We start from the raw sequence: 11,429 nt of genomic DNA, 5'->3' as shown, positions 1-11,429 counted from the left end.
GCAAATGCGGCTCGATCAACGCCCACTCGGCATCGGTCACATCAAAGCGCGCCACATCCGAGTTCTATCAGCCATGACCAGCCCGCTACCGGACCCCACCAAGATCCGAACGTCAAACAGCTCCTAGGTCCCGACTTAAGCCCCTGCTTGCATCTTCGCCCAAGGCATACGCGACAACGCGGGGCCAAAGGGACGAAAGATGACAGGCAAGGAAATTAGCACATTGTGGCAGACTCCTGGGACGAGAGACACGCAACCCGCTCACATAGTCGTGGCCCCAGTGTTGTCTGCTGAGACCGGCGCTGTTGCCCCAAACGGCCGGACAGGGCGTGCCCGCGCTGGTAGATCGTGGTCTGAGCCCGCAGTTTTCACCCGTCGTCGACAGGTCGGAAGGTGTCAGAGAGGCTATGCCATATGCGCGCAGTGATCTTCGTGAGCGGACTCCCGGGGGGAACACGGGCACTCGACCGGCACCCCGCAGGTCAGGGTTCTCCCAGGTCAGCAGCTATGGCGCGCAGAGACTTCCAAGCTGACAATTCGCTCGCGAGTCGCGGTGTCGCTGCGCGATCATTGGGCGATGAGAGCTCGGGTGAGCGACTTCCGTTGGGTTGATCTTGAGGCTGGGCGGAGCGTCGAAGACAGGAGCCATGCGTGCGAAGTCCTGGAGATGTATGTCGGCCCTCAGGGCGAACCAGGTGAGGAACGGTTCCAACTCATCGTCTGCACTCCGTCGGCCCTCGCGGAAAAGCTTCAGCATCATCCCTTTCTCATCGGCCGGCACTGGCTTTTCGTTCCCGAACTCCACCCCGACAAGGTGACCGAGTGGCTGAGTGATCGGATCGCCGTACTGGAGGCTCCGACATGGGGTGAGCTCGTTGAGAAGGTCGGGCGTATCGGAGAGTGGGAGTTCGAGGACTACAGCGACTGATCCTCGTAGTGCAACGAATACCGCACAGGGGCACGCGACGGCGCTTCCGCACCCGTTCAGCACTGGTCAGAACCGGCTTCCGAGCCCTGGAGCACGGCCAGGATGGTCCCGATAGGGAAGCGATCAAGCCGTCAAAGGGAGCCTTGGCTGTACAGCCACGGGGACCTACGACGGCGGTACTCGGCGAAGGTCCACGAATACTGCACTTCCAGGTTGAAGGGCACGAACTTGATCGAATCGTCTTCTTTCAATCCCTAGGTTCAGGGTTCGAGTCCCTGGCGGCCCGCCACTAATGACCAGGGCAGACTCCCAGACCCATGATCCGAAAGCCTGCCCGGGGTTGCAGTTCGGGGTTGCGGTCGCCGGCATCAGCCGTCCCGCAGCGCCCGACCATCCGAGCCGCCGCATCGGTCGCCCACCGGGAACCGGGTTGCGTGTCGTGCTGCCGCTGATGGTCTGCGGTATATCGGGAAGGCGCCAGGCGTGGGCAGAGATCAGGACAGGGTGTCCTTGACCTTGATCTGGCCGTCGTCGATCACGAACGTCTGGTTGGTGTTGGGCACGCACTGCCACAGGTACACCTGGGTGCCGTTGGCGCGACCATTGGTGACGTCCAGGCATATGCGGTTACCTGAGTTGAGGGTGGACTTGAGGATGATCAGACCTCTCTGGATGACCCAGAGCTGGTTGGCGTTCCCCACGCACTGCCACTGGTACACCCGGGTGCCGTTGGCGCGACCGTTGGAGGCGTCCAGACACATCACCTGGCTCTTGCCGATGGTGTCTTCCACCTTGATGAGGCCGTCCTCGAAGACGAACTTCTGGTTGGTGTTGTCGCTCTGGCACTGCCACAGGTACATCAAGGTGCCGTTGCCACGGCTGTTGCTGACGTCGATGCACGCCGGGGGCCCGGTGAGGGCGGCGCGCCTCACAGGCTGGTGAGCAGAGGCCCCGGCGGGGAGGGGGACTACCGCGCCCACCGCGGCGGAGATGACAGCGACGGCAAGCAGACGGCGAGCAAGCATGGTTGCCTCCCAGGAAGTTGATCAGAACGAAAGCACCATGCCATGACTTGCAGCAATTGATCAATTACACTGCGTATATAACTTCCGCGCGTCGAAGTGTGCCACCAGCCACGGCTCCTACGGGCAAGCCCGTCTATGGCCGCCGACGTCCGGTGATCAAGGAACGGCGACCGGTTGACGTACACACGAAGACGGGCTTGACCCGTCACCCGCCCGCTGCCGCTTCGCGGTGGTCGAGGCAGACGCTCGGTTACGTCGGTGATTCGATTCAGTTCGAGAACGAGCGGCAGTGCCCGAAACGATCACCTACGATGTGGCGCTATGCGACGTAATCTGCTCGTTGGCCTATTTGTCGGTACGGGGACCTTGCTCATACTCATTGGCGTAGCGATGGCCATGGTTTACGAACCGCCTGTCTGGTACTCCGATGAAGGAGCCTTCTACCCCATGCACTATGCGTTGGCCGACATGAGTAGACCCGCTTTGCTAGTTATCTCAGGCATCGGCATGATGCTCGGCGGGATCGCAATCGCGATCACCAACCAGAGTGGCGCCTCTGGTAGGGATTACTCCGATCCCCGGAAGTGACCTCATTCCGATGAACCCGGTTGCAGTTCAGGGTGGTCCAAGGCCGTTCCAGGTCAGAGCAGTTCGTCGTACGGACGGCCGCCATCCGTGGAAGCCTGATCTTCAGGGCTGCCATAGTCGTTGGGCGGGATGTGGAGAGGTGATGCAAAAAGCGTGAAACTCCTGCTTGGTCTGTAGCGGCTCAGGCAGGATGGCCGCGACACTCCACCCGTGCCGATGTCTCAACTGAAGTCCGCCCGCTGGTCCGTGTGGACCACTCTCATGGCGATCTGTGGATGGATCTTCCTGGTCGTCTCCACCTACCTGCAGATCCCGCTCTACAGGCAGATGTGGTTGTTCAACTGGCTGGTCATCGCGTTCGGCTGGGCATGGGCCTGCCTCTGGACCTTCACTGCGATCATCTCGTATCTGTCGGTCCAGGCGTACGGGCGAGCAGCCACCGCGCTGATCATCGCAGTAGCGCTTGGGGCGGTCATCTGGAGAGTCGATTGGCGAACCACGTTCATCGAAAGCACGCTGCGCCTTCACCGAGGAAGCTTCGCCGAGCTCGCCGCCGCCTATCGGGATGGGAGGCCTCTCGACCCGCCCTGGTGGATGAAATACCTGTCGGTCGACGGAGAAGTCGAGCCGCAGGAGGACGGCCTCTATCTGCCGATCTGCGTGGATGAGTGGAGATCGGAGACCGGATCGGGTCTCGCTTACCTTCCGAGCCGGCCCACCAGAGACCTTGTCGCATCCTGCCGCGCCTGATGTTTCATTGGAAGCTATATGTGGTTTGACCGGGTCTGCTGACATAGTTGCCCCGTGCTTCGTGTGCTTCTCGCCATTGCCTCGTTGACGGTTCTCCTGCTGGGCACCTCGGCCTCAGACGCAAAGCGGTTCCCGGAGATCCTCGCCGCCCCGGACGGACCCTGGCCCGAAGGCGGAAGTTTCGCCGTGCACTTGTGTAGCAAGGGTGACGCCTGGGACGCCTGCGGAGACAAGGACGTGACTCCGGCACAGAGGCAGGGGATCGAGCGGACACTACGGCAGATGCCGAGGATCACGGGTGTCCACTACCAGAGCAAATCCGAGGCGCTGGCCCTGCTGAAGGCCTCATTCAGGTCGGCGAGCGTGCTGAGAGAAAGCGACATGTCGGAGAGTTTCAGCGGCAGGCTGCTCCGGTGGAGCGACGCCCCCGCATTCGATTCGGTCGTCAAAGCACTTCCGGGAATCTCCGTAACCTACGTCTGGCCTGCCCCCTTCTGGGAGGACAAGGCTGATGTGGATATCACCCTCTGCGACGCCGTCGGAGAACGGGAGCCCTGTGAGGGGCGAGGCCAGACCACGGCCGATGAGAAGGCGGCGATCGAGGCATTTTTGAGGAGGACGAAGGGCGTCAAGCTCATCTACTTCTCGGATCGAGCGCATGGTCTGCGGGTGATCAAGCAATTCAATGCCTTGTGGTCGCAAGTGATAGAGCGCCATCCTGAGGAAAAGAAGGACGATACCGAGCCCGGCCCGTCGGAGAACTACTTCGAGAGTTACCACGTCAAGCTTGACGACCCGAAACTCGCCCCATCGTTCGTGGACGCGGTGAAGCATCTGCCCGGAGTGGCGCGAGTGGAATGAGGGACTAGCTGGGATTGAGGCACAGGCCGGTCTTTGCGACGACCATTCAAGGCACGATCCCGAAGCTCTAGGGAGCCTTGCCCTCTGCTCGAACCAGATCGGGCAACGGGCAACCCTGGCTTCTCGGTGTGAGGTCGCGCAGGATCGGCGCTGAGATTGTCGGACCGCTTCGGTAGGCTGCCGGCATGGCGGAATTCGTACTGGTCGCAGGCGCGTGGCTCGGATCGTGGGCGTGGGAAGAGGTGGTGGCGGAGCTGCGTGCGGCCGGCCACGGCACCCACCCGTTGACGCTGTCCGGCCTCGCGGACAAGCAGGGCGTGCAGGCAGGGCAGCAGACCCACGTTCAGGACATAGTCGACGAGGTCGAACATCACGACCTGCGCGACGTCATCCTGGTCGGGCACAGTTACTCGGGCATTCCGGTCGGTCAGGCGGCCGAGCGCATCGGTGATCGGCTGGCCCGCGTGGTCTTCGTCGACTCCAACGTTCCGGCCGACGGCGAGTCCTTTGTGTCCGCGTGGCCGGACGGCCGGGCGATGGTGGAGGCCTCGATCGCCGAACACGGGGGCTTCTGGGCGCCGCTGACCGCGACCGACTACGACGGGCAGGGTCTCACCAGCGAGCAGATCGCACGGATCGTGGGCGCCTCGACGCCGCACCCGGGCGCCACGCTGACCGAACCGGCCGTGCTGGCACGGCCGCTCGGCGAGCTTCCGGCGACGTACATCAAATGCCTGCTCAACGGTGACGAGCCGACCGACTACGTGGCCAAGCTGTTGACCAGTGAGCACTGGCGGCTGGTCGAGATGGACACCGGTCACTGGCCGATGTTCTCCCAGCCGCGCGAGCTGGCACAGATCCTGCTTGAAGCGGCCCCGACCGGCCGAGGTCGAAAATGAGCCGGCCGAGGTCAGAGATGAAGGGGACGCCGCGGACCTTGTCGCCGAGAGCGTGAGCACCCGCCCCCCACTGTTGTTGCTCGTGGCGTGCCGTGACTCGCGCGCCACTCGCCGAAAGCGAGCTCGCCGAGCACCTGAGCCGGAATTTCATCCAGGATGTGCCCCCAGAGGAATTCAACGTGATCGCCCCGACACTGGCCGATCGAAGCCGCTCGTCGACGAACTCCTGATCTGGTGGCCCGAGAGTCAGGACGGCGCCGGGGGGAAGCCGGGAGGGCCAGGGCCGTCGAGGCTGTCAGGGAGGCGACCGGAGGCCTCGCAACCTCGGAGGAGGCGCTCCTCAAGCTGCGTCTCGTCCGCCATGCGGGCCGCGAGCCCCTCCAGCGTGGCCGCGCATCGCACGTTGCAGAGCCCGCGCTGGAGAAGGTCGCGGGAGATGCCGTGACGCCGCACGGCGTACCAGCCGCCGCCGACCGCATCGGAGACCAGCCAGTGCCGGCCGTACTTCACCCTGAGCTCCGCGAGTGTCACCGGCATGATCTGTCACCCACGGGAACACCGGACGAGAACACTGGACGGGAACACCGGAGGCCGTCGGCGGAAGACGCCTTTCCAAGCGGCGAGAGCCAGGCAGCGGCTCGGGGGGACGCCCATGCACCAAGGCTAGGGAACGTGTCGTGATCAATCAATTACAGAGTGTAGCTAAAGTGGCGGGTTGGCCAGGACTGGCCAACCGGTGACCGGCCGGGACCGGCGACGGAAGCGAGGTGTACGTCACCCCCGATGTGGTGAGCCGGATGCCGCTCGATCACGCTGTATGTATGAACGCGAACGAGCTGACGGCGACGCGGAGGTCCCTCCACGCGGTCGCAGAGTTGATCATGGCAGGGCCGCAGTACCGGCGGAGCGGGACCATTCGCCTCCGGGTCACGCCCGGAGGCTTCGCGACGGTCACCGATCCCCACCTGCGCGTCGAGGGTCACGAGCTTGTGGTGGGAAGCGAGCGCCTGCCGCTGGACGGCAGATCCATCGACGATCTGGGCGGCGAGACCGGTTCGGGCGCCGGTGCCCCGGAGAAGCTGTACAGCGATGGTTCGGGGGCCTCGTTGAACGACATCCTGACCGTGGACGCCGCCGCCGCACAGCAGTTGGAGGAGAGCCTGGCCCTCGGCGACCAGGCCTTGCACGCGCTGGCTCTTGAGGCCACGCCGGTCCTGTGGCCGGAGCATTTCGACCTGGGCATAACGCTCGACAAGGTCAACTACGGCGTCTCGCTGGGTGACGGCTACCTCGATGTGCCCTATGCCTACGTCGGCCCCTGGGAGCCCAGGAGCGGTGACTTCTGGAACGCGCCGTTCGGCGCTGCTTACCCTCTCAGCGAACTTCCCGACCTTCCGGCCTTCTTCGCCGAAGGCCGGGCACGCACGGCGTCGCCCGAGGCCTGACGACGACCCCCCAGGCGTCAGACCTCGGGCGCGGGACCACAATTGGGTGATGAGCCAATGGCACGAGACTCGTGAGCGGCTGCGCGAGTACGCCCTCGGCCTTCCCGGGGCCTATGAGGAGTTCCCGTGGGGCGAGAGCGTCGTCAAGGTCAACAAGAAGATCTTCGTCTTCCTGGGACCGGACGAGGAGACCGAGAAGTGGCAGCCCAAGTTCTCGGTGAAACTGCGCGAGTCGAACGGGCACGCGCTCAACGTCCCCGGCGCGGCTCCGACCGGGCATGGCCTCGGCAGGGCCGGATGGGTCACGGTCCCGTTCTCCGACGATGCGCCGGACGCCGATCTGCTCTGTGAGTGGGTGGAGGAGAGCTACCGCATCGTGGCCCCCAAACGGCTCGTCGCCGAACTCGACACCCAGCGGCCCTAGCGATGGGCAACGCGAGCGGGGCCCCCGCCTCCGGCCCGACAGATTACGAGCCTGCCACGGACGCTTCGCCACCCCCCGCCACCACAAACGCCTCACCGCTCCCCGCCCCCACGGACGCCTCGCCACTCCCCGTCGCCACGGAGGTCTTGCGGCTCCCCGTCGCCACGGAGGTCTTGCTGCTCACCGGAGGGCTCGGCTCCGGGAAGACGACGGTGGCCATCGCTGTGGGCGAGCTTCTCGGGGACGCTCCCCATGCGGTCATCGACCTCGACTGGCTCTGCTGGTGTACGGGCGCGGGGGTACACGAGATGCTCACCGCCAACCTGCGGGCGGTGGCCGCCAACTACGCGGCTTCCGGCGTGAGGCGGCTTGTCCTGGCGCGGGCGCTGCTCGAACCCGCACATCTCGCGGCCGTACGGCTGGCGGTTCCGGGCGCCGCGCTCACGGTCGTCCGCCTGACCGTGTCCGAGCGGACCGCAAGGGACCGTCTACGCGCCCGCGACAGGGGAGTCACTCTCGACGGTCACCTCGCCGAGGTGGCGGAGTTCGAGCGATCGGTGGAACGTACGGCCGCGGAGGACACGGTCGTCCACAACGACGGCCGCCCTGTGGACGAGGTGGCCCGCGAAGTACTCGCCGCATGGACCGGCAAGCCTGAGGCGGAACGCGGACAGGAGGGGACGCGGACAGGAGCGGGACGGGGGCTGAGGCGGGACGAGGGGCAGGGTCAGTAGTCGACGGCCGCGTCCGTGAGCCAGTCGGCGAGGTAGCGGGCGAAGGACGCACGCACCAGCACCCAGAACTCGTCGTCCTCGCGGGCGACCAGGACGACCTGCGCGCGCGCCAGCATGGTCTGGGCGCAACGGCCTGGGCCGACCACCGAGGGATGCAGGTCGAGGGAACATCCGTGCGCCAGCAGGTCTCGCGCACCCGGCCCTGCCACCAGGAGGGTCGTCCGCAGTGCCGAGACGTCGGTTACGGCCACGTCCTCCGAGCGGGGGATGTCGAGATCACCGATCACCAGCCACTCGTCGGGGCCGAGCCACAGCACGTCGGCCACACCCGAACGCAGCCACGTCCCCGGCTCGACCGGCAACCGCAGCCCGAAGGAGGGCGGAATCCGGGCAGGGTCGACCCGCACGTTCGTCTGCCTCAGAAACGGGACCTCCCGCACACGGAGCCGAGCGTCCGACACACCCGCGAAGCGCCCCAACGGACTCACCGGCATCACGGTCCCCCCAGACCCGGCCGACGGGCTCACCCCCTGAACGGTCTCCCCAGGTCCGGAAGGCGAAACGTCTCGCCCAACCATCCCCCCAGACCCAGAGGACCCAGACTGCGGACTCACCCTCTCAACCGTCTCCTCAGACGCAGCTGACGGGCCCACTCGCTCAATCATCCTCGGGTCGGCGCGTGGGGTCGCCCGTTCGTACTTGGACACCGGGCTCGGACGATCAACGGTTACCTCCGGGGATCCGGCTTGCGGGCTCGCATGCTCTTCGATCGTCGTTCGGGGGTATGGAGCCTGGTCAGGTTGAGTCTGGGGTCCGGGGGGCGGGGACGCTGGGTCAGCCATCGCGGCGGGCTCCCTCGGGGTCGTAGAGGACGTGATGGGTGACCGTCACCGGGATCAGCCGGTCGCCGACCGGCGCATAAAGGCGTTCGCCGATGCGGTCCCTGCCGCCGCTCACGAGGGCGAGCGCGAAGGTACGGCCCAGCGCCGCGCTGCGGTAGCTGGAGGTCACGTGGCCGAGCATGGGCACAGGCGCCGCCGGAAGCCGGACGAAGGCGACGAACCGCCTGCCCTCAGGGACTCCCGCCCCGGGATCGAGAAGCTGGGCCCCCTCAGAAACGACCCTGGGATCCAGAAGCTGGGTCCCCTCAGGGGCGACCCCGGGATCCACGAGTGGGGTGCCCTCAGGGACGATCACCCTGGGATCCAGAAGCTTGGTGCCTTCAGGGACGAGAACCGCGGGATCCACGAGTTGGGTGCCTTCGGGGACGAGCGCGTTGGGGTCCTCGGGGAGCAGTCCGACCAGGTGCCGGCGGTCGGGGCGGGCATTGCCGGACCGGGCGTAGGACCGTTTGCCGATGAAGTCCGGCTTCTTCTTGGACACGATCCAGTCCATGCCGAGGTCCGCGGGCGTCACCGTGCCGTCGGTGTCCTGGCCGACGATGGGATACCCCTTCTCGGCCCGCAGGACGTGCATGGTCTCGGTGCCGTACGGAGTCACCGCGCCGGTCGCGTGGATCGCCTCCCAGAGCGCCTGCCCGTACCACCAGCTCACGTTGATCTCGTAGGCCAGTTCGCCGGAGAAGCTGATCCGGCAGACGCGTGCCTCGATGCCCGCCACCTCGGTGTCCCGCCAGGTCATGAACGGGAAGCTCTCCGTGTCCACCACCAGGTCCGGGGCTAGCCCGGCCAGCACGTCACGCGAGCCTGGCCCGGCCAGCGCGACGGTCGCCCACTGCTCGGTGACGGAGGTGCAGTGGACCCGCAGATCGGGCCACTCGGTCTGCAGCCATTCCTCCATCCATTCGAGCACGGCCGCCGCGTTGCCCGTGGTGGTGGTCACCAGGAAACGGTCGAGGGCGAGGCGGATGACGGTGCCGTCGTCGAAGACCATGCCGTCGGGCCTGCACATCACGCCGTACCGGATCGCGCCCACCTTCAGCGTGCTCATCATGTTCGTGTAGAGCCGGTCGAGCAGTTCGGCCGAGCCGGGACCCTGGACGTCGATCTTCCCAAGGGTGGACGCGTCCATGGCCCCCGTGGCCTGCCGTACGGCCCGGCACTCGCGCAGCACCGCGGCCGTCATGTCCTCGCCGGGCCGGGGGTAGTACCACGGCCGTTTCCACTGTCCGACATTCTCGAAGAGGGCGCCGTGGGACACATGCCAGTCGTGCATCGCGGTGACCCGTACGGGGTCGTGCAGGGGGCCCCGGTCGCGTCCCGCGAGGGTCGCGAAGGAGACGGGGACGTACGGTGCGCGGAACGTGGTCGTGCCCAGTTCCGCGACGCCTACCCCGAGTATCCCGGCGATGACCGCGCTGGTCAGCGTGCCGGAGGTCTTGCCTTGGTCGTGTGCCGTGCCGGCGGTCGTGTACCGCTTGACGTGCTCGGCCGAGCGTAGCCCCACCTCGGTGGCCCGCTGGAGGTCGGCCACGGTGACGTCCCGTTGCAGGTCGACGAAGTGCGAAGAGTAGTCCTCGGCGGGAACCAGCCACAGCTGCTCCGCCCGTACGTCCGGAAGCGGGTGCGACGGCGGCGAGGAGCCAGATTCCCCCGAAAGCGGGTGCGAGGGCAGCGCGAAGCCGGAACCGGCCGCCTCGCCGTCGGTGAGGCATCCGGCGAGCGTGAACACCCCCCGCGCCGAACCGGCCACCTCCACAGCCTGCGCGTACGGGCCGGCCGGGACGAACGCCGCCAGCGCCTCGTCGTAGCGGAGTTCGCCGCCGGACTGGCTGAACAGGTGGACGACCGGGTTCCAGCCGCCGGACACGAGCAGCAGGTCGGCTTCGACCTCATGCCCCCCGATCACGACCGCCCGCACCCCCTCGTCGTCCGCGCCGCCGATGACGCCGGTGACGAGGCGGCCCTCCCGGGCGTCGGCGATCTCCGCGATCTCCACACCCGCGTCCGCGAGGTCGCGGGCCGCGTCGTACGCGCTGTCGCCCGTGGTGAAGACCACCGCCCGGCGCCCCGGCAGCACGCCGTACCGGTTCACGTACGCCCGCGCGGCAGAGGCCAGCATGACGCCCGGCAGGTCGTTGCCGCTGAAGGCGATCGGCCGCTCGTGCGCCCCCGTCGCCAGGACGACCCTGCGGGCGCGGATCCGCCAGACCCGTTCCCGCGTCACCGCGTCCTCGCCCCGGCGCTCCACGGCGACCAGATAGTTGTGGTCGTAGTATCCGATCACGCTCGTACGGGAAAGGACGCGCACGTCAGGCAGGGTCACGAGCTCGGCGGCCACGTCGAGGGCCCATTCGGAGCCTGGCCTGCCGTCCACCGTCTCCCCGGTGTCCGGCAGGCTGCCTCCGGGCTGGAAGCGGTCGTCGGCGAGGATCACCCGGGCCCCGGTACGGGCGGCGGCCAGCGCCGCCGTCAGCCCGGCGGGGCCCGCTCCCACCACCAGGACGTCGCAGTGCGCGTGCGTGGCGTCGTAGCGCGCAGGGTCGGGCTCCGGGGACAGCCTTCCCCGTCCGGCCAGGCCGGTGGCGGCCAGGCCCTCGTAGAGCGGGATCGTGGTGGCCTGCACCATGGGCTCGGAGAAGGGCCGCTCGATCTGGACCACGGCGTTCGGTTCCTCGGTCCACGCGCCGAAGATCCCGCGCGGGCGGCCGAGCGTGACGCTGGTCCCGATCTTCCTTACCCCGTTGGCGAGCAGGGCGGCGGCCAGCGTGTCGCCCCGGTATCCCTCGTACGGCCTGCCGTCGAAGGTGAACCGCAGCACCTCGCCCTCGTGACCGGCCCGGCGGCGGGTCATCGCGAACCCCCGATGCCCTGGT

At 66.9% G+C, this 11,429-nt stretch carries 12 protein-coding genes; 8 read left to right on the top strand and 4 right to left on the bottom strand.

What is annotated here, in order from left to right; all coding sequences use genetic code 11:
* Window positions 1-589: 589 nt before the first annotated feature.
* Window positions 590-928, top strand: coding sequence for an Imm8 family immunity protein (locus AB0B89_RS15985; protein ID WP_358552892.1), 339 nt, complete (start codon window positions 590-592; stop codon window positions 926-928).
* Between the two features lie 494 nt (window positions 929-1,422).
* Here the strand turns inward: AB0B89_RS15985 and AB0B89_RS15980 are convergent, their stop codons facing one another.
* Window positions 1,423-1,953: an RICIN domain-containing protein gene (locus AB0B89_RS15980; RefSeq protein WP_358552890.1), complete on the bottom strand. Its 531-nt coding sequence runs from the start codon at window positions 1,951-1,953 to the stop codon at window positions 1,423-1,425.
* A 321-nt stretch (window positions 1,954-2,274) separates the two neighbouring features.
* Here AB0B89_RS15980 and AB0B89_RS15975 point away from each other — a divergent pair, with 321 nt between their 5' ends.
* From AB0B89_RS15975 to AB0B89_RS15960, 4 genes are all read left to right on the top strand, one after another.
* Window positions 2,275-2,541 carry a hypothetical protein gene (locus AB0B89_RS15975; RefSeq protein ID WP_358552888.1) on the top strand — a complete coding sequence of 89 codons (267 nt, stop codon included), beginning with the start codon at window positions 2,275-2,277 and terminating at the stop codon, window positions 2,539-2,541.
* Between the two features lie 210 nt (window positions 2,542-2,751).
* Window positions 2,752-3,291, top strand: coding sequence for a hypothetical protein (locus AB0B89_RS15970; protein WP_358552886.1), 540 nt, complete (start codon window positions 2,752-2,754; stop codon window positions 3,289-3,291).
* A gap of 54 nt (window positions 3,292-3,345) precedes the next feature.
* A complete protein-coding gene (locus tag AB0B89_RS15965) occupies window positions 3,346-4,152 on the top strand; it encodes a permease-like cell division protein FtsX (protein ID WP_358552884.1) in 807 nt (268 codons plus the stop codon).
* Window positions 4,153-4,337: 185 nt separating this feature from the next.
* Complete coding sequence (locus AB0B89_RS15960; protein WP_358552882.1) at window positions 4,338-5,051, top strand: alpha/beta fold hydrolase; 714 nt, start codon at window positions 4,338-4,340, stop codon at window positions 5,049-5,051.
* 246 nt (window positions 5,052-5,297) lie between these two features.
* On the opposite strand, the gene AB0B89_RS15955 is transcribed toward AB0B89_RS15960, so the two are convergent.
* The gene (locus tag AB0B89_RS15955; RefSeq protein ID WP_358552880.1) at window positions 5,298-5,588 is read right to left on the bottom strand and encodes a hypothetical protein; all 291 of its coding nucleotides are present in this window, start codon (window positions 5,586-5,588) and stop codon (window positions 5,298-5,300) included.
* 284 nt (window positions 5,589-5,872) lie between these two features.
* On the opposite strand from AB0B89_RS15955, the gene AB0B89_RS15950 reads away from it, so the two are divergent.
* From AB0B89_RS15950 to AB0B89_RS15940, 3 genes are all read left to right on the top strand, one after another.
* The gene (locus tag AB0B89_RS15950) at window positions 5,873-6,496 is read left to right on the top strand and encodes a hypothetical protein (RefSeq protein WP_358552878.1); all 624 of its coding nucleotides are present in this window, start codon (window positions 5,873-5,875) and stop codon (window positions 6,494-6,496) included.
* Window positions 6,497-6,545: 49 nt separating this feature from the next.
* Window positions 6,546-6,920 (top strand): MmcQ/YjbR family DNA-binding protein, encoded by a 375-nt coding sequence (locus tag AB0B89_RS15945; RefSeq protein ID WP_358552876.1) that lies wholly within the window; start codon window positions 6,546-6,548, stop codon window positions 6,918-6,920.
* Window positions 6,921-7,066: 146 nt separating this feature from the next.
* Window positions 7,067-7,654, top strand: coding sequence for a hypothetical protein (locus AB0B89_RS15940; protein WP_358552874.1), 588 nt, complete (start codon window positions 7,067-7,069; stop codon window positions 7,652-7,654).
* Here the strand turns inward: AB0B89_RS15940 and AB0B89_RS15935 are convergent.
* Entirely contained in the window at window positions 7,648-8,061 is a 414-nt protein-coding gene (locus tag AB0B89_RS15935) for a sarcosine oxidase subunit gamma family protein (protein WP_358552872.1), read from the bottom strand. The two genes, AB0B89_RS15940 and AB0B89_RS15935, sit on opposite strands and share 7 nt — an antisense overlap.
* 427 nt (window positions 8,062-8,488) lie before the next feature.
* The gene (locus AB0B89_RS15930) at window positions 8,489-11,407 is read right to left on the bottom strand and encodes a 2Fe-2S iron-sulfur cluster-binding protein (RefSeq protein ID WP_358552870.1); all 2,919 of its coding nucleotides are present in this window, start codon (window positions 11,405-11,407) and stop codon (window positions 8,489-8,491) included.
* Window positions 11,408-11,429: the final 22 nt, after the last annotated feature.

Origin of the sequence: Sphaerisporangium sp. NPDC049002, assembly GCF_040649355.1 — a bacterium.
Lineage (GTDB): Bacteria > Actinomycetota > Actinomycetes > Streptosporangiales > Streptosporangiaceae > Sphaerisporangium.
Note: the sequence above shows the minus strand (reverse complement) of the source record. Positions and strands in the feature narration are given on the sequence as shown.

What these genes read in the sequence shown, in the direction of transcription:
- AB0B89_RS15980 (WP_358552890.1), bottom strand. Translation starts at nt 1,953, where the DNA reads ATGCTTGCTCGCCGTCTGCTTGCCGTCGCTGTCATCTCCGCCGCGGTG.
- AB0B89_RS15975 (WP_358552888.1), top strand. Translation starts at nt 2,275, where the DNA reads ATGCGACGTAATCTGCTCGTTGGCCTATTTGTCGGTACGGGGACCTTG.
- AB0B89_RS15960 (WP_358552882.1), top strand. Translation starts at nt 4,338, where the DNA reads ATGGCGGAATTCGTACTGGTCGCAGGCGCGTGGCTCGGATCGTGGGCG.
- AB0B89_RS15955 (WP_358552880.1), bottom strand. Translation starts at nt 5,588, where the DNA reads ATGCCGGTGACACTCGCGGAGCTCAGGGTGAAGTACGGCCGGCACTGG.
- AB0B89_RS15950 (WP_358552878.1), top strand. Translation starts at nt 5,873, where the DNA reads ATGAACGCGAACGAGCTGACGGCGACGCGGAGGTCCCTCCACGCGGTC.
- AB0B89_RS15945 (WP_358552876.1), top strand. Translation starts at nt 6,546, where the DNA reads ATGAGCCAATGGCACGAGACTCGTGAGCGGCTGCGCGAGTACGCCCTC.
- AB0B89_RS15930 (WP_358552870.1), bottom strand. Translation starts at nt 11,407, where the DNA reads ATGACCCGCCGCCGGGCCGGTCACGAGGGCGAGGTGCTGCGGTTCACC.